At 67.6% G+C, this 17,275-nt stretch carries 19 protein-coding genes; 14 read left to right on the top strand and 5 right to left on the bottom strand.

Annotation, left to right across the window (positions count from 1 at the left end; all coding sequences use genetic code 11):
- Window position 1: 1 nt before the first annotated feature.
- A complete protein-coding gene (locus tag WDJ57_RS07250) occupies window positions 2–277 on the top strand; it encodes a ubiquitin-like small modifier protein 1 (protein ID WP_338905174.1) in 276 nt (91 codons plus the stop codon).
- Between the two features lie 33 nt (window positions 278–310).
- On the opposite strand, the gene WDJ57_RS07245 is transcribed toward WDJ57_RS07250, so the two are convergent.
- Window positions 311–778, bottom strand: a complete 468-nt coding sequence (locus WDJ57_RS07245; protein WP_380629134.1) for a MoaD/ThiS family protein — start codon at window positions 776–778, stop codon at window positions 311–313.
- Window positions 779–915: 137 nt separating this feature from the next.
- Between WDJ57_RS07245 and WDJ57_RS07240 the strand changes: the two genes are divergently transcribed.
- From WDJ57_RS07240 to WDJ57_RS07230, 3 genes are read left to right on the top strand one after another with little or no spacing between them, the layout of a single operon-like run.
- Window positions 916–1,299, top strand: coding sequence for a hypothetical protein (locus WDJ57_RS07240; protein WP_338905172.1), 384 nt, complete (start codon window positions 916–918; stop codon window positions 1,297–1,299).
- Window positions 1,300–1,356: 57 nt separating this feature from the next.
- Window positions 1,357–1,617: a hypothetical protein gene (locus WDJ57_RS07235; protein WP_338905170.1), complete on the top strand. Its 261-nt coding sequence runs from the start codon at window positions 1,357–1,359 to the stop codon at window positions 1,615–1,617.
- A gap of 17 nt (window positions 1,618–1,634) precedes the next feature.
- Window positions 1,635–1,991 (top strand): hypothetical protein, encoded by a 357-nt coding sequence (locus WDJ57_RS07230; protein WP_338905168.1) that lies wholly within the window; start codon window positions 1,635–1,637, stop codon window positions 1,989–1,991.
- A gap of 32 nt (window positions 1,992–2,023) precedes the next feature.
- Here the strand turns inward: WDJ57_RS07230 and WDJ57_RS07225 are convergent, their stop codons facing one another.
- Window positions 2,024–2,422 carry a hypothetical protein gene (locus WDJ57_RS07225; RefSeq protein ID WP_338905167.1) on the bottom strand — a complete coding sequence of 133 codons (399 nt, stop codon included), beginning with the start codon at window positions 2,420–2,422 and terminating at the stop codon, window positions 2,024–2,026.
- 27 nt (window positions 2,423–2,449) lie between these two features.
- A complete protein-coding gene (locus WDJ57_RS07220; RefSeq protein ID WP_338905165.1) occupies window positions 2,450–4,387 on the bottom strand; it encodes an aldehyde ferredoxin oxidoreductase family protein in 1,938 nt (645 codons plus the stop codon).
- A 125-nt stretch (window positions 4,388–4,512) separates the two neighbouring features.
- Between WDJ57_RS07220 and WDJ57_RS07215 the strand changes: the two genes are divergently transcribed.
- Entirely contained in the window at window positions 4,513–5,154 is a 642-nt protein-coding gene (locus WDJ57_RS07215) for an ABC transporter ATP-binding protein (protein WP_338905163.1), read from the top strand.
- A 148-nt stretch (window positions 5,155–5,302) separates the two neighbouring features.
- On the opposite strand, the gene WDJ57_RS07210 is transcribed toward WDJ57_RS07215, so the two are convergent.
- Both WDJ57_RS07210 and glp read right to left on the bottom strand, forming a co-directional pair.
- A complete protein-coding gene (locus tag WDJ57_RS07210; RefSeq protein ID WP_338905160.1) occupies window positions 5,303–6,370 on the bottom strand; it encodes a zinc-dependent alcohol dehydrogenase family protein in 1,068 nt (355 codons plus the stop codon).
- Window positions 6,371–6,495: 125 nt separating this feature from the next.
- A complete protein-coding gene (gene glp / locus WDJ57_RS07205) occupies window positions 6,496–7,707 on the bottom strand; it encodes a gephyrin-like molybdotransferase Glp (RefSeq protein WP_338905158.1) in 1,212 nt (403 codons plus the stop codon).
- A 134-nt stretch (window positions 7,708–7,841) separates the two neighbouring features.
- On the opposite strand from glp, the gene WDJ57_RS07200 reads away from it, so the two are divergent.
- From WDJ57_RS07200 to WDJ57_RS07160, 9 genes are all read left to right on the top strand, one after another.
- A complete protein-coding gene (locus tag WDJ57_RS07200; protein WP_338905156.1) occupies window positions 7,842–8,462 on the top strand; it encodes a MogA/MoaB family molybdenum cofactor biosynthesis protein in 621 nt (206 codons plus the stop codon).
- Window positions 8,455–8,949 (top strand): cyclic pyranopterin monophosphate synthase MoaC, encoded by a 495-nt coding sequence (moaC, locus tag WDJ57_RS07195; RefSeq protein ID WP_338905155.1) that lies wholly within the window; start codon window positions 8,455–8,457, stop codon window positions 8,947–8,949. The genes WDJ57_RS07200 and moaC overlap by 8 nt, the downstream gene beginning before the upstream one ends.
- A 155-nt stretch (window positions 8,950–9,104) precedes the next feature.
- The gene (moaA, locus tag WDJ57_RS07190) at window positions 9,105–10,211 is read left to right on the top strand and encodes a GTP 3',8-cyclase MoaA (RefSeq protein WP_338905153.1); all 1,107 of its coding nucleotides are present in this window, start codon (window positions 9,105–9,107) and stop codon (window positions 10,209–10,211) included.
- 353 nt (window positions 10,212–10,564) lie between these two features.
- Window positions 10,565–12,451 (top strand): molybdopterin biosynthesis protein, encoded by a 1,887-nt coding sequence (locus WDJ57_RS07185; RefSeq protein ID WP_338905152.1) that lies wholly within the window; start codon window positions 10,565–10,567, stop codon window positions 12,449–12,451.
- 95 nt (window positions 12,452–12,546) lie between these two features.
- Window positions 12,547–12,858, top strand: coding sequence for a cupin domain-containing protein (locus tag WDJ57_RS07180; RefSeq protein WP_338905150.1), 312 nt, complete (start codon window positions 12,547–12,549; stop codon window positions 12,856–12,858).
- A 172-nt stretch (window positions 12,859–13,030) separates the two neighbouring features.
- Window positions 13,031–13,369 carry a 4Fe-4S dicluster domain-containing protein gene (locus WDJ57_RS07175; protein ID WP_338902632.1) on the top strand — a complete coding sequence of 113 codons (339 nt, stop codon included), beginning with the start codon at window positions 13,031–13,033 and terminating at the stop codon, window positions 13,367–13,369.
- Window positions 13,370–13,858: 489 nt separating this feature from the next.
- Window positions 13,859–14,971 (top strand): extracellular solute-binding protein, encoded by a 1,113-nt coding sequence (locus WDJ57_RS07170; RefSeq protein ID WP_338905149.1) that lies wholly within the window; start codon window positions 13,859–13,861, stop codon window positions 14,969–14,971.
- Between the two features lie 52 nt (window positions 14,972–15,023).
- Window positions 15,024–16,280, top strand: coding sequence for an ABC transporter permease (locus WDJ57_RS07165; protein ID WP_338905147.1), 1,257 nt, complete (start codon window positions 15,024–15,026; stop codon window positions 16,278–16,280).
- Window positions 16,280–17,245 carry an ABC transporter ATP-binding protein gene (locus WDJ57_RS07160; RefSeq protein WP_338905145.1) on the top strand — a complete coding sequence of 322 codons (966 nt, stop codon included), beginning with the start codon at window positions 16,280–16,282 and terminating at the stop codon, window positions 17,243–17,245. The genes WDJ57_RS07165 and WDJ57_RS07160 overlap by 1 nt, the downstream gene beginning before the upstream one ends.
- Window positions 17,246–17,275: the final 30 nt, after the last annotated feature.

The following is a 17,275-nucleotide window of genomic DNA, read 5'->3' as shown; positions in this document are numbered from 1 at the left end:
CATGGAAATCACGATGCGATTCTTCGCCAACTTTCGGGAGGTGGTGGGACAGAAGACCCTCCACCGGGAGTACGACGACGTCTCCACAGTCGGCGACGTCCTCCGTGCGCTCTCCGAGGAGTATCCGGACATGGAACTGTTCGAGGACGACGGGTCCCTCCGGGAGTACCTGACCATCATGCGCGACGGCAAGGACATCGCCCACATCGAGGGCATGGAGACGGAACTCAGCGGCGGTGAAACGGTCAGCGTCTTCCCGCCGGTCGCTGGCGGGTGACCTGTCGCAGGCCGCTCCGGGCGGAGGGCGGGCTCAACAGCAGTACATGAACGGGTAGACGAGCGCGACGCGGTCGCCGTCGCTGACCTCGGTGTCGAGCCCGTCGAGGTGTTCGTTGAACGTCCCGTTTACTATGACGCGGGCGTACCGACGGGTCTGTTCCCCTTCGGGGTTCTTCGCGTAGTTCTTGCCGGGTAACTCCTCCAGTTTCGGTGCCCACCCTCGCGTGGTCGCCTCGGCCTCCGTCTCCGCGATGAGCATGTCGCGGACGTCGTACTCCTCGAAGAACGCGTCGAGGAACTCCCGGAGGGTGTCGCCCTCGAACGTGTACTCGATGCGGTGCTCGCCGATTGCTGTCCGGACGTGGCCCGTACACCTGACCTCGACTGTCGTCTCCGGCCCGCCGGCTTCCACCTCGGCGTCGCGGTCCGACTGCGCTTGTGTGTCGTCCACGCGACGGCCGCTCCCGGGACCTGCCTGTCGTTGCTGCTGGTTCGCCATAGGCACCTGTAGGGCGGGACTGGACTAAACGGTTCACGGGAACATGTTCGCTCGACGGGTCGTGGCGGGCGTGGCGAGGCGCGTCAGCGCCCGTATCACGTGATTATCTTTATTAGCCGAGACCGCACAGAACGAGTGTGGACGACATCGAACTGACCATCCCGAAGGGAATCGTCGACTCACTACCGGCAGACAGCAGCGAGACGACGAAGGACATGGAGAAGGCGGTCGCCGGCTGGGAGCGGGACATAAACGCCGTCATCAACGCGGAGGAGGACGACGAGGTGGTGAGTGCAATCGTGGACGTGATAGAGCACTTCGAGGAGCGGTGGGAAGCGTACGACGACTTCGTCGTCGAACTGCGCGCCTGGGGCCAGTCGCCCATCTACGCGATGTCCTGGCGGAACCTGCACGCCTCCATCATCCGCCAGATTCACGACCACGAGGACCTCGCCGACCGCATCAGCCGCGAGCGACACGCTCGCATCTTCAGCGACGGTATCCGACCCGGCTCGGAGTAGCCGACTGCCGCGCACAGCAGCGACAACTATACTGGCGGGCGCTCCCTGTACCCGACAATGATAGCACGCGAACGGAGCTACCGGGGGCTGTCTGCCAGGGCCGCGATGGGCTACCTGGAGCGTGTCGGCGGCACCCGGGTCGACGACCGGACGGTCGCGGGCGAGCACTGGCGTGCCTCCGTCTCCGAGGACACGGTCTCAATCGGCCCGTCCCTGCAACTCACGGAAGTCACCGTGGCGTTCGAAGCCGAGAGCGACGACGTGCTCGACCCCGTCGTCGAGAAGTTCTCGCAGAAGGCGATTCGAGCAGGCGGGTGACGCCGGAACGCCTCGCCATGTCGACCCCGTCTCACCCCATCGAGGGCCAGATAGTGCTGCTCGCCGGTGCCCGGGCCAGCGTCACGCTCCCGCAACTGTCGGCGCTGCTCGAACGCGTCCACGGCCACCTGGCCGAGCGCCGCGAGTCCTACGAGCGCCGGTTCGAGTGCATCGAGTGCCCGGACACGGTGTACTACCTCGTGGGCATCGACCACTGGGAACGCGTCGCCGCGGACCTGCACCTCGAAGACCGCGAAATCGACGCCGTCCGGCGGGCGCACGAGGAACAGTTCCGCCGGGACGGCCGCCGCCTCGACCGCCTCGACGAGTTCGAGACGGCGCTCGACATCCGCCATCCCGTCGCTCTCGGATAGGGTCGCGTCCGGAGGCGGACTGGCGGGACGGGTCAGTCGGCGTCGGCGTCCGCATCGGCGTCCGTCTCCGGGTCCGCCGGCGTGATGGTCTCGATGACCTTCTGCGAGAAGTCGACTTCCGTGAGGTCGCCGTTGTGGAGTTCGTCGAGCCACTCCTGTTCGACGTGCCACTCGCCCCGCGGGACGCCCTCCAGGTCCGTCACGAGGGCCTCGATAGCCGCCCCGTCCCAGTCGTCCTCGTGCAGGTCCCGGAAGACGTTGATGACCCGGCCGACCTCGCGGTGTGGCACGACCCCTTCGCTGTCCAGCGAGACGGACTCGTACTCGATACTGTAGCTGTCCTCGCCCTGCTCGACGTCGTTGACGTAGACGCCGTGGCTGGTCAGTCGCGCCTCTATGCGAAATTCGAAGTCGTCGTCATCGTCGTCCATGCGTAGAAAAATTGTCGCGCAGCCGTATCAGTCGTCCGCCGGAGCCTGCGAGTCGTCGCCGCTGGAGACGCCCGTCCCGGGGCCGATGTCGATGCCGAGTTCGTCCAGCCGCTCGTCGGGGACGACGCCGTCGACCCAGCCCCGCACGTCGTAGTACTCCGCTTTCAGCTGGTCGAGTTCCGCGAGCTGGCCCTCGGAGCCGCCCTGTGCGGGGATGGCGTCCTCGTGGCCCTCGACGAACCGGCCCGGCAGGTCGTCGTCCGCGCCGTCGAAGCCGGCCAGGTTGTTGTAGTAGCGTTCGAGCGTGTAGATGCGCTTGCCGGCCTCGATCAGCTCGTCCTCGTCGACGTCGCGGCCGGTCATCCCGTTGTACTGGAGCACGTACTCCTCGATGCCCTCCGCGAAGGCGTTGAACTTGCAGATGTCGAAGGAGTCGCTCACTGCGTGGAGGTCCTGGAAGACCACGCACAGCTCGCCCTTGCCCTCGGGCTCGTGGGGGTCGACCTGCTCGGGGATGCCGAGAATCTCGGCGGCCGGGGTGTACCCGCGCAGGTGGCAGGCACCGCGGTTCGAGGTGGCGAAGCCGATTGCCATCCCCTTCATGCACCGCGGGTCGTAGGCGGCTATCGTCTGTCCCTTGACCGCCAGGGAGTTGTCCGCCGCGTCGAACTCCTCGGCGAGGTGGTTGGAGCCACCGGCCAGGTTGTCCGCGAGTTCGTCCTCGCGGTGGGCGATGCGGTCGAGGAGCTCTATCATCTCCTCGGAGTCGCCCCAGTCGACGCCGTCGCCGAGTTCGTCGAACTTGCCTTCCTCGGTCATCTCCATCGCCATCGCCAGGGTGTTGCCGGCGTCGATGGTGTCCAGGCCGAGGTCGTTGCACCGGTCTATCATCAGCACCATGTCGTCGCGGTTCGTGTGCCCCGAGTTGGGGCCGAGCGCCCACGCCGACTCGTACTCGACGGACTCCATCCGGACGTTCATCTCCTCGCCCTTGTGCATCGTCTGGATTTCGACCTCCTTCTTGCAGGCGACCGGGCAGGAGTGACAGGTGGGCTCGTCGACGAGGATGTTCTCGCGGACGTTCTCACCGGAGACGCGCTCGGCGTCGATGTCCGCGCCTTCGGAGTCGGCCATCGACCCCGTCGACGTGTACTGGGCGTTCTTCGTCGGCAGCCCGTCCATCTCCTCGGTGAGGTTCATCAGGACGTTCGTCCCGTACACGGAGAGGCCGCCCTCGTTGGGTCCCGTGACGTCCGACTCCTGGATGAGTTGCATCGCCTGCTTGTGGCCCTCGCGGAACGTCTCCGGGTCCGCCGGCTTCTGCATGTCCGTGGTGGACTTGACGACGATGGCCTTGAGGTTCTTCGACCCCATGACCGCGCCGGTGCCGCCGCGGCCGGACGCTCGGTCGTCCTCGTTGACGATGCAGGAGTACCGGACCTCGTTCTCGCCGGCGGGCCCGATGGCCATCGTCGAGAGGTTCTTGCCGTAGGAACCATCGCACTCCGCTTCGAGTTCGTCTATCGTGTCGTGGATGCCCTCGCCCCACAGGTGCGAGGCGTCACGCAGTTCGACCTCGCCGTCCTCGACGTAGGCGTAGACGGGTTCGTCGGCCCGCCCCTCGAACAGGAGGCCGTCGAAGCCCGCCCACTTGAGCCGCGCCCCGCTCCAGCCGCCGTGGTGGGAGTCGGTGACCTGGCCCGCGATGGGCGACTTCGTACAGACCGCGATGCGCCCGCTCATCGTTACCTGTGTCCCGGTCAGCGGACCGTTCATGAACGCCAGCAGGTTGTCCGGACCCAGCGGGTCCACGTCCGGTCCGTTGTCGAAGACGTACTTGACGCCGAGCCCTCGCGCCCCGATGTACTTCTTGGCATCTTCGTCGTCGATGCCCTCGTAGTTCACGCTCCCCTCGCTCAGGTCGACCCGCGCGAGGTGGTCGTGGAATCCTCCTAGGTCAGTCATTGTCACTTACTACAACTGGCTGCAATCCACTTAATGATTAGGGGGAATTTCACCCAAAACCGGCGTATTCGGCAGCGACAACCCCTTCATCTCCCGATATGTCTATACCGACATAACTAGTGGGGATGCGCACTGTCCGGGCCCAGCGGCGCTCTGTGTCGGGGGCGCAGTGGCTACGCGTCGAGATTCGTCGGTCGGTACCGCCCGTTCGCGTGGGATTCGACCTCCAGCGTCGGCGCGCCGTCGCGCAGCAGCGGTCGGACCCACCCGCCGGTCTCGACCGTGCCCTCCCGGACCGGGGTGCCCGCCTCGGTCACCACGCGCAGTCCGCTCCCCAGGAGCGACGCGACCGGGAAGTCGCGGCCACGCTCATCGACCGCCTCGGTATCGAGGACATCGCGATGCGCAACGTCGGCTCGCTGAGCGGCGGGCAGCGCCAGAAGGTGATCCTCGCGCGAGCGCTGGCACAGGAGCCGCGGGGCCTGGTGCTGGACGAGCCGACGAGTGACCTCGACATCCGCCACGAACTCGAAGTGCTGTCGCTGTTGCGCGAGGAGGCCCCGAACGGCCTCGCCGTCGTCCACGCGATGCACGACCTGACGCTCGCGGCCAGGTACAGCGACCACGTCGTGCTCATCTCCGATGGGGGGGTGTACGCCCAGGGCTCACCCGAGGTGCTGACCGCCGACGCCATCTCGGAGGTGTACGGCATCGACGTCAGCGTCCACGACACGCCGGACGGCCCGGCTATCGTCCCGCTTGGGTGACTGTGCCGGGCGGGGGTGATGACTCCCTCACTGCTCTCGGGCGTTCTGACACGGCACGGCCGCTCGGGAAGCAGCCTCCGAAAAAACGGCCTGCGAGGGGAAAGACAGCGAATCTCCCACACTCCATCCATCAGGGGAGGGAGTGACTTCAGCTGGTGAAGTCGTTGCAGACCGGGATGCCGACCGTGTTGAACTCGGTCATCGCTTCGAGTTCGTCGGGGACCTGGTGGATGTCGATGGTGTCCTCGACGAGCGCGGTCGGGTCGAGCTTGCCGGAGTCGATCATGTCCAGCATCTCCGAGTACCGCGAGGGCTGGAGTCCGAGCGAGCCCTTGAAGTCGATTTCCTTGGCGACGAACTCGTCGGTGGGGAGCCCGATGGTCCCCTCCTCTTCGGCCGTCGTCAGGCCGACCTGGACGTGGACGCCGCCCTTCTTCAGCGAGTTGACGGCGTTCAGACACGTGGTCTCGATGCCCAGCGCGTCACAGGAGATGTCGGCACCGCCGTTCGTGATGTCGTGTACCTCTGCGGCGGGGTCGTCGACGTCTTTGGCGTTGATGGTCTCGACGGCACCAAGTTCCTCGGCGCGTTCGAGTTTGTCGTCCATCAGGTCGACGCCGATGACGTTGCCACCGAGGGCGTCGGCGATGTGGATCGCCGACAGTCCGATGCCGCCACAGCCGTGGACGACGACGTCGTCGCCGGCGCTCACGGGCGCACGGTGGGCCATGGCGTGGAACGATGTCATGAACCGGCAGCCACACCCCGCCGCCGTCTCGGCGTCGATGCCCTCCGGCAGGGGCACGGCGTTGATGTCGGCGTTGGGGATGTGGACTTCCTCGGCGAACGCGCCGGGGGCCTCGTTCATGAAGCCGAGGCCGATGTGGTTCTCGCAGATGTTCTCCCGTCCGTTCCGGCACAGGTCACACGTTCCGCACGCGAAGTTGAAGGGAATCGCGATCTCCTCGCCCTCCTCGACGTTCTCCACTTCCTCGCCGACTTCCACGATACGGCCGGTTGGCTCGTGACCGAGGATGTGCGGCGGGTCGGGCCGGTATCCGAACCAGTCCCAGTCTCCCTGCCAGCAGTGCCAGTCCGACCGACAGACACCGCAGCCGACGACTTTTGCGACGACTCCGTGGGGTTCTGGTTCTGGGCGCTCAACGTCCTGCACAGTTAGAGGCTCTTGGAACTCCTCCAGTACAACTGCCTGCATGGCAATTGGAAACACATTTCAGAGAAACTTATAGTTACTGATTATGGTAAAGAATCATGAACTATTACTGCAGGACATCCGATATCGGGGATTCCCGGCGGCCTGTGAGACGGACTAAGGGCGACTCACTCCCAGCGCTGGACGGTCACCGTCTCCCCGGCGGCGATTCCCTCGCGCGGTTCGGGGACCACGACCCAGCCGTCCGCGAGCGTGACGCTCGACATGACGCCTGCGCCGCTGACGCGGACCGGTTCACACGGGGGAAGCGACTCCTCGTCCTCAACCTCGCCGACCCGGACGCGCGCGAAGGTGCGCTCGCCGGGGGAACTCCGGAGCTTCGCCGTCAGCCGGGCCTGCGTCGTCGGGTGTTCGCTCGGTTCGGTCCCCGCCAGCCAGGCGATAGCGGGTCGCAGGAACTGGACGGCGTTGACCAGACACGAGACCGGGTACCCCGGCAACATCAGCACCGGCGTCTCGTCGACGACGCCGAATCCGACCGGGTGGCCCGGCTTGATTGCGACCCCGTGGACCACCACCTCGCCGAGGTCCGCGACGACGTCCGGAATCAGGTCGCGGTCGCCGACGGAGGACCCGCCGTTCGTGACGACGACGTCGTGGTCCGTGTCGGCACTGACCGCCGACCGGAGTCGCTCCTCGTCGTCGGTCACGATGTCCCGGGTTGTCACCTCGCCGCCCCACTGCTCGACCAGCGAGGAGACCACGAGGCCGTTCGTCTCGACGATTTCGCCGGGGCCGGGTTCCTCGCCCGGCGCGACGAGTTCCTCGCCGGTCGGAATCACGCTCACCCGCGGCCGCTGGGCCACCGTCACCGCGTCCCGACCGGTCGCGCGCAGCAGCGCGAGGTCGGAGGCCCGGAGTCTGTGCCCCGCGTCGAGGAGGTGCTGGCCCGCCTCGACGTCTTCGCCGGCGGGGGCGACGTTCTCGCCGCCGGCGACGGCGTCGTAGACCAGCAGGTCGCCGTCCTGCTGCTCGGTGTACTCGACCATCACGACGGCGTCGCCCCCTTCGGGAACGGCGCTGCCCGTGTGGACGGCAACGGCCCTGCCCGGCGTCACGGCGTCCTCGCCCGCCTCCAGTCGGACGGGGGAGCGGTCGCTGGCTCCGAAGGTGTCCTCCGCGCGGACGGCGTAGCCGTCCATCGCCGCCCGGTCGTAGTGGGGGACGGCCCGACCGGCCTCGACGCCGGTCGCGAGGACGCGCCCGAGTGCTTCGCCCGTCGGGCGGCGTTCGGTCCGGCCGTGGGGGCTACAGTACTCGCGCAACTGCGCGCGTGCGTCGGCGAGTTGCGTCACCGCCTCGAATCCCGTATCGTCCATGCCACATGGTACTGGGCCGCTCGACAAAAGTCTCTCCGTCCGCCACCCGCACTCGCCCGCGTCGGTCACACCGGGATTCGCTCGCGACCGCTGTATCCCGAGATACTAACTTCGTGGCAGACAACTGGAGGACAATGACAGACGACGACCACCATCACGACCACAAAGAAGGGCACGAACACGGTGACGACCACGACCACGACCACGAACACGACGGCCACCATCACGACCACGACCACCACGACCACGACGCGGACACCGTCGCGTTCGCCGTCCTGACGGTCTCGTCGAGTCGGACGGTCGAGACCGACGCCAGCGGTGACGCGCTCGTCGCGGGCATCGAGGAGGCGGGACACGCCGTCACAGTCCGCGAACTCGTCGCCGACGACGAACTGATACTCCGCGAGCGCTTCCAGGTACTGCTCGGCAACGACGACGTCGACGCGGTCGTGACGACCGGCGGGACCGGACTGACGCCCGACGACGTGACCGTCGAGGCGCTCCGGCCGATGTTCGACCGGGAGATTCCCGGCTTCGGGGAACAGTTCCGCGCCCGCTCGGTCGAGGACGTCGGTCCGCACGGGATGCTCACGCGGGCGACGGCCGGCGTCGCGGAGGGCGTCCCGACCTTTTGTCTGCCCGGCAGCGAGCAGGCGGCGACCTTCGGCGTGCAGGAACTCGTGGTACCCGTCGTCGGACACGTCGTCGGCCTCGCGACCGGCCGCCACGGCGACCACGGGGGCCACGATGAGTGACGAGGACGACGCGGCCGACGAACTCACCCACGTCGACGCGGCGGGGGACGCGCAGATGGTCGACGTGGGCGACAAGCCCGACAGCCAGCGCCGGGCCGTCGCGCGGGGGGAACTCCACCTCCGGTCGTCGACCGTCGCGGCCATCCGGGCGGACGACGTCGAGAAGGGCGACGTGCTGGCAACGGCGCGGGTCGGCGCTATCCAGGCGGTCAAGCACACCTGGGAGACGATTCCGATGTGCCACCAGATTCCCATCACCAACGTCGACACCGACTTCACACTCGACGAGACGACCGTCGAACTGACCGTCGCGGTCGAGACGGTCGGCAAGACCGGTTGCGAGATGGAGGCGCTGGAGGGCGTCACGACGGGGCTGAACGTCGTCTGGGACATGGTGAAAGCCGCCGAGAAGGACGCGGACGGGCAGTACCCGGCGACGGAAATCCGGAACGTCCGCATCGTCGAGAAACGCAAAGAGAACGTCTGATGCGCGGCGGTCGACGCTGTCGGAGCGCGGGGTCTGACACTCCGTCGAACGGTCGCGGACCGACGAGTGACACCGGGTGTGGGCCCGGCGGCGGTGATTCTCCGACCCGACAGGCCACTGTTTAAATACGTCGAGTGTGATTGATTAGCAAAACAATGCTCACCGACGATTTCGGACGGGAGGTGTCGGGTGTCCGCGTCTCGCTGACAGACCGGTGTAACTTCGACTGCGTCTACTGTCACAACGAGGGGCTGGGCGACACCCGCGGTCCGATGGAGCCCCAGGACGACGAACTCTCTGCCGACCGTATCGTCCGGTTTCTGGAGGTCGCGCGCGAGTTCGGCGTCGACGCGGTGAAGTTCACCGGCGGCGAACCGATGCTCCGTGAGGACCTGGAGGAGATAATCCGGCGCTCGCCCGACGACATGGAGGTGTCGATGACGACCAACGGGACGTTCCTCCCCGGCCGGGCACCGGACCTCGTCGACGCGGGCCTCGAACGGGTCAACATCTCCCAGGACGCGATGGACGCGGACGCGTTCGCGGAACTCACCCAGAGCGGGGCCTACGACAGGGTCATCGAGGGCGTCGAGGCGGCACTGGACGCGGGACTCGCGCCGGTGAAACTCAACATGGTCGTCTTCGAGCCGACGGCGGGGTACATCCCGGACATGGTCGACCACGTCGCCGAGACCGATGGGCTGCAGTTGCAGCTCATCGAGTACATGCCGGAACTCGCGGGCCACCCCGAGTGGGCGATCGACATCGCCCGCGTTCACGAGTGGCTGGAGGACCGCGCCGACCACGTCGAAACCCGCGAGATGCACGACCGGCGGCGCTACTGGGTCGGGAGCAGCGAACCGCCCGTCGGCGCGGACGCAACGTCGCTCGCGGCCTCCGACGGCGGCGTCCAGTCGGCGGAACCGCCGACCGGGCCGGAGATGACCGGGCGGGGGATGGTCGAAATCGTCGACCCGGTCGAGAACCCGACCTTCTGCGCCAACTGCCACCGGGTCCGGCTCACCCACGACGGCTACCTGAAGGGGTGTCTGAACCGCAACGACGACCTGCGCACCATCGGCGAGACGAAGGCGTCGATGCGCGAGGCGTTCCGCGAGACGGTCGACAACCGGGTCCCCTACTACGGCGAGTACATGGTGCGCGACGAGGACGGCGACTGGATGGTCAACGAGACGTATCTCGACGTCGAGGGCGACCGCGACCCCTACGAGTACTCCGAGCGCGACGACCAGGCGGAGTAGGCGTTCCTGCCCTGCACTGCTCCACGACGACCACGCCACCGCCGACGTGAACCCGACTGTTCGCCACGGCGAAGAGAGTGGGAGTTCAGGAGCATCACGTGCCGGGCCGACCGGGGCATACGATGGCACGAGCGCCGGTGTCACTTCGACTCCACGGCTACCACTGCTGTTGCGCAGTGGCATCCCCAAATGTTCACTCCAGTTACAAATGCGTTGTGACCGTCGCCGCTGGGACCGGTCCGGGAGTGGGTTTTTGCCGTCTCGCACGTAGGGCTACCTATGCACCACGACCGGACCGAACCGACGGGGTCGAACCAGGCGAGACCGACGCGCGGGGCGCGGGGAGGGCGGCCGTGACCGACCGCCGCGAGTTCCGTGACCTCGCCTCGCCGGAGGAGGCCCACGAGGTCATCGGGAACCTCGACATCTCCCCCGGGACGGAGACGGTCGCGCTCGAAGCGGCCCGCGGGCGTGTCCTCGCCGACCGCATCGACGCGACGCTCGACGTCCCGGGGTTCGACAGGGCAAGCATGGACGGCTACGCCGTCCGGGCCAGGGACACCTTCGGTGCCGACGAGGCGGACCCAGCCGTACTCGACGTGGTCGGGTCCGTCCACGCCGGCGCGGAACCCGACGTCGCCGTCGAGCCCGGAACCGCCGCCGAGATATCGACGGGGGCAGTCATGCCGTCCGGCGCCGACGCCGTGGTCATGGTCGAGCGGACGACCGAACGCGACGAGGAGGTGGCCATCCGCACCAGCGTCGCGCCGGGTGACAGCGTGATGCTCGCCGGCGACGACATCGCCGCCGGTGCCAGGGCGCTCGGTCCCGGGACGCGCGTGACACCGCGGGAAATCGGGCTCCTGTCGGCGCTGGGCGTTGAGGAGGTCCCGGTCCGCGAGCGGCCGCGCGTCGGTATCATCTCGACCGGGGACGAACTCGTCCGGCCCGGTGAGGACCTCAACAGCGCTGCGGGCCAGATTTACGACGTCAACAGCTACACGCTCCTGAGCAGTATCGAGGAGGCCGGCGGGGCGGCGACGCTATATCCCCACGTCGGCGACGACTACGAGGAGATGGAGCGGCAACTCAAGCAGGCCGCGACCGAGTGCGACCTCGTCCTCTCGTCGGGGTCGACCAGCGCCAGCGCCGTCGACGTCATCTACCGCGTCATCGAGGAGCAGGGCCACCTCCACCTCCACGGCGTGTCGGTCAAGCCGGGGAAACCGATGCTGGTGGGCGACCTCGACGACGCTGCCTACGTCGGCCTCCCCGGCTATCCGGTGTCGGCGCTCACCATCTTCCGGACGTTCGTCGCCCCCGCCATCCGGGACGCCGCCGGCTACGAGGTGCCCCGAACCGAGACCGTGCAGGGCCGGATGGCCGTCCGCGAGCGCTACGAGGAGGGACGCCGACGGCTCATGCCGGCCGGACTGGTCGCCGACGCCGACGGCGAGATGCTCGTCTACCCCGTCGACAAGGGCAGCGGTGCGACGACGAGCCTCGTCGAGGCGGACGGCATCGTCGAGGTCCCGGCGGGGACGAACTACCTCGACGAGGGCGAGACGGTCTCGGTACAGCTGTTCTCCCCGACCGTTCGCCCGCCGACCGTCCTCGGCGTCGGGGAGGACGACCCGCTGCTCTCCCGGCTGCTCGACAGGCTCGACCGGCCTCGCTACTTGCCGTTCGGGACCGCTGAGGGACTGCGCCGCCTCGACGAGGGAGTGCCGGACTTCGCCGTCGCCGCCGGCCCGGTCGACGACGTGTCGGCGCCCACGCTCGGCGGCTGGGAGCGGGAGTGGGGACTGGTCGTCCCGGAGGCCGAGACCGACGTCGACAGTCTCGCCGACCTGGTAGACGGGGACTACCGGTTCGTCAACCGGAAGCGGAGTTCGGGGCTGCGCCGGAGTCTCGACGACGCCCTGGACGCGCTCGCGGCGGAACGCGACACCACCCGCCAGGCGCTCGCCGAGCGCGTCGACGGCTACAGCCTGACGACCGGCGCACACGAGAGCCCGGCCCGGAAGGTCGCTGCCGGCACGGCGGACGCCGGCCTCGGGCTCGCGACGACGGCCGCCGCCCTCGGCCTCGGTTTCGTGCCGCTGGGTACCCAGCCGGTCCGCGTCCTCGCGAACCCGGACCGGGTGCAGAAAGACGGCGTGGCACAGGTCGAGACCGTTCTCGAAGACGTCGCGTCGATTGCGGCGCAACTGCCGGGCATCAGCGAGCGGACGTTCTGAGACGGCCGCCTCGCTCGTCTCACCCGTCGTGGGGAAATCGGGTCGATCCTTACGAGCAAAAGGGATTATATGAGTTGACACACCACTATCCGGGTATGGACGTGTACCCGACACTCGACCCGGCAGAAGGGGAAGTGGTCGACAGAGAACTCGTCGTCACGGACGACGTGCTCGTGAAAGCCTTCGGACTCGGCCCCGGTGCGGAACTCCCCCCGCACGAACACCCGGACTCGACGAACGTGTTCCACGTCGTCGAGGGGACCGTCACCGTCATCCGCGGCGACGAGGAGGAGACGGTCGACGCGCCGGGGGTCGTCGAACACGCACGGGGAGTCACCCACGGCGCACGTAACGATACCGACGAGACAGCCGTCCTGACCGCGAGTCTCTGTCCCATGCCGGGATAGCCAGGCCGCGGCCAGCACTTCCGGCCCCCGGGTGGTCGGAGCAGTACCGGTCCCGGCAGTTTCGGGCCCCGAGCGACACCGCGACCACGACTTCGGCAAATCACCGAGGAAGCGGCAAGCCTGGGCTTCTGGTCCAATATTTAAGTATCTGCCGAGTATGAGATTAGTTAGCATGGCAATCGACCCAGAGTTCGAGGAGACCTACGAGGAAGTCGACCGGCACGAGGGCCACCGCGTCTGGACGCCGGACGGCGACGACCCCACGACAGAGAAACAGGGCATCCACGGCACGCACGTGGCCGTCGACTTCGACATCTGTCTGGCCGACGGCGCCTGTCTCGAGGACTGTCCCGTCGACGTCTTCGAGTGGGTCGACACCCCCGGTCACCCCGAGAGCGAGATTAAAGCTGACCCAGCGCACGAGGACCAGTGCATCGACTGCATGCTCTGTGTCGACGTCTGCCCCGTCGACGCCATCGACGTCGACCCCAGCCGCGCCGGCCGCATCTGATTCGATTCCCGACCTGGTTTCGCCCCACACGGTCAGCAACTGGTCTCTACGTCGCGTATATAGCGGTAATCCTTGTCGAGAGACGATCAAAACCAACGGGGGCGAGGAAAAAGTCGTCAGCCTGGACACCCAGCCCTGCGTCGAGTGCGGGACGTGTGCAGTCGTCGCCGGCACGAAGTGGAAGCACCTACCCGGCGGCAAAGGTGTCGAGCACAAACAGGGATAGACCAGCCCCTCGAACGCGGGCGGGGTCGCTGAAACGTGGCTGTCCGAGCGGCCAGAGCTTCTGAACTGCGGCGACCCCTCGCGACGCCCGATTTCTGGAAGCTTCCCGGCGATAGCTGCGGGACTGTGACCCAGCAGGCCGGCCCAATCCAGTTGGGTGCAGGCAGCAGGCTCGGTGGACGAGGCCGCCACGGATTTTCTTGCCCGGGTTGTGTCAAATGCATAGTTTTTTGATGGAGGCATTTCTGCATCGTTATGTTCACGATGAAACAACGAGAGCAGTACGAGCACTGGCAAGGGCTGACGCGCGGTCGCTCGCGGCGTGACGTGCTGAAGGCGGTGGGTGCCGCAGGTGTCGTTGGCCTGGCCGGTTGTAGCGGCGGGGACGGCGGCGACGGCGGTAGCGACGGCGGCGACGGTGGAAGTGACGGCGGGTCTGGCGGCGACGGAGCGACGCCGACGGCCAGCCTCGGCGACTCGATGACGATATTCCACGCGGGGAGTCTCGCGCCCCCGTTCAGCGAGGCCGAGTCGCAGTTCGAAGACCAGTACGACGTCGACGTCACGCGGGAGGCCAAGGGGTCGGTGGCATCGACGCAGAAAATCACGCAGCAGGGCCGGTCGACGGACGTCCTCGGCGTGTCCGACTTCCGCCTCATCCGGAATCGCATCCTGCCGGACTACGGCGACTGGTACGCCATCTTCACCACGAACTCGATGTCGATCCAGTACCGCGAGGACTCGCCGGGTGCCGGCGACATCGCGAAGGACAACTGGTGGGAGGTGCTGACCCGCGACGACGTGACCATCGGACACTCCGACCCGGCAGTCGACCCGGGTGGCTACCGCGCGGTGATGACCCAGCAACTCGGCGCGGAGGAGTTCGACGGCGAGCGCCTCTACGACGAGGCGACCTACCGGAAGCTCCGCGAGAACTCGACGGTTCCGACGGGCACGGAGACGAACCTGGAGGGGCAGCTGAAAAGCGGCGAACTGGACTACGTGTTCTACTACCAGTCCATCTCCAGCACTGCCGACCTGCCCTTCATCGACCTGCAGGCGGAAGTCGACCTGTCGAAGGCGACCAGCGACTACGCCGAACACTACGCGAAGGCGGAAGTCGAGACGGACAGCGGGACGTTCGTCGGCGCGCCGATTGCCTACGGGCTCACCGTCCCGGGCGTGGCCGAGGCCCCGGGTCGCGGCGCGCAGTGGGTCGAGTACTTCGCCACTGAGGCCGGCCGCACCATCCTGGAGAACCAGGGGCTGGTGCCGGTCGACCCGATAGTCGTCCCGGCGAGTTCGGAGGACGCCGTCCCCGACCGCGTACTGGACGTCGCCAGTTCCAAGAGTGCCCTCGGCCCGCTGGAGCTGTGAGGAGGGCGTCTCGCTTGCATCGCGAATCAAGCGCCGTGCACCCGGTCTAACAATGTCCACGAAGTCACAGACGCGGTTCGGACGCACCACGATCGGGCGGGGGTCGCTCGTAGCGGGATTTATCGGGCTCCAGACGCTGGCGTTCGCCGCCGCGTATTCGGTCGGACAGCCGACCCTGTACGCCTACTTCCTTGTCCTCAGCGCCATGGGGGTGGCGTACCTGTACGAGAGCGACGAGACACTCCTCCGGGCGGGGAGTCGCTTCCTCGCGGTCCAGGTGGCGGCGGTCGTCGCCACCGCGGTGCTCGGCACTATCGCGGGGCCGGTTCTGGGAGTTCTCCTGGAGGCAATGTCAGTCGTCGTCAGTCTCGTCCCCGGGTTCCTGGACCCCGTCGTGGGGGTCCTGGAGGCGCTGGTCCGAATCGCCCTTCCGTTCGCCAGGTTGCCGTGGTTTTACGTCGGCGTCGTGGTCCTCGGCACGGCGGGGGCCGTCGTCACGACCGACGAGGGCGGGTTCACGGTCGGCGCGGTGTCGTTCGGCAGCGTGCTGGTCGTCGCGCTGGGTCTCCCGCTGTTCCTGTTCGTCGCGCGACAGGCCCCGGACCTCGTGGTCGAGAAGGCGATGGACCCGGACGTCCACCGGGTGCTCTACCTCGGCGTGTACGGGCCGCTGCTGGCGGCGGTGCTGAGCCTCCTGTTCGGCGTCCCGCTGGCATACCTGCTCGCCCGGGGGTTCCCGGGCCAGCAGTTCGTCGAGAGCCTCGTCGACCTCCCGCTGGTCGTCCCGCACTCCGTCGCTGGCATCATCATCCTGTTCGGGTTCGGTCAGGGCGGTGCGTTCCCGGAGGTGTCGGTGCTCGGGTCGATAGTCGGGATGGTTCTGGCCATGACCTTCGTCTCCGCACCGTACGCGGTGAACACGACGCGGGAGGCGTTCGAGGCCATCGACGACCGGCTGGAGTACGCCTCGCGCATCCACGGGGCCAACGAGTGGCAGACGTTCCGACGCGTCACCGGCCCGCTGGCGGTTCGAGGCATGATTACGGGCGGCGTTCTGGCCTGGGCCCGGGCAGTCTCGGAGTTCGGTGCCGTGGCAGTCGTCGCCTACAGCGTCTCCTTCTTCTATCCGTTCGCCGGTGGCGAAGTCACCGCACAGCACGCTCCCGTGTTCGTCTACAACACGTACCTGCAGGGCGGTCTCGGCGAGAGCGGTGCCGTCGCCTTCCTCCTGCTCGCCGTCTCGGCGCTCATCTTCCTCGTCGTCCGCTACCTGACCGACGACGACACCGTCATCGGAGGGGTGCCCTGATGAGTCTGGCAGTGGACGTCGAGGCAGCGTTCACGGCCGAGGGTGCCGAGGAGTTCACCGTCGACGCGGCGCTCGACGTCGACGACGGCGAGAGTCTGGTGGTGCTCGGCCCCAGCGGCAGCGGCAAGTCGCTCCTGCTCGAGACGATTGCCGGGTTCCACGACCACACGGGGACGGTCGCGTTCGACGGCCGCGACCTCACCGGCGTCCCCCCGGAACGGCGCGGGTTCGGGTTCGTCTTCCAGGACTACGCGCTGTTCCCGCACATGACCGTCCACGAGAACGTCGAGTACGGCACGCGCTACCACGAGCAGACGCGGGACGCCGACAGTCTCCTCGCGGAACTGGGCGTCAGCCACCTCGCGGACCGGTACCCGCCGACGCTCTCCGGGGGCGAGGAACAGCGCGTGGCCCTCGCCAGGGCGCTCGCGATTCAGCCGGAAGTGATGTTACTGGACGAACCGCTCTCGTCGCTCGACGTCCCGACGCGGCAGTCGCTGCGAGACGACCTGGCGGACGTGCTGGCCGACGTCACGGCGGTGTACGTCACCCACAACCGGACGACTGCACGGGCCATCGCGGACCGGTTGACGGTGATGCGGGACGGAGAGACGGTCCAGACAGGCACCCCGGAGGAAGTCTTCGAGACGCCGGCGTCGCCGATGGTGGCCGACTTCACGGGGGCGAACGTCCTCGACGTGGCGGAGGCACCCTCGCTGAAAGCGGCCCTCGACGGGTCGGTGCCGTCGAGCGGCCACGTCTCGATACGTCCCGACGCGCTACGGCTCGGGAACGGCGACGGCGACGTCCGGGCGACCGTCGAGCGCGTCGTGCCGGAGGACGCGACCACCCGCGTGACGCTGTCGTTCGACGGCGTCACCGTCGACGCGTTCGTGGACCGCCACCTCTCGTCGGGGACGGAGGTCTGGGTGACGTTCCCGCGCGAGCGGCTCCACCCCTGTTGAACGGTCCTCCCTCTCGTTCCCACTGCCCGT

Source organism: Salinibaculum sp. SYNS191, assembly GCF_037338445.1.
In the GTDB taxonomy this organism is placed as follows: domain Archaea; phylum Halobacteriota; class Halobacteria; order Halobacteriales; family Haloarculaceae; genus Salinibaculum; species Salinibaculum marinum.
The sequence above is the reverse complement of the archived record's forward strand: the minus strand, read 5'-3'. Positions and strand labels throughout refer to the sequence as shown.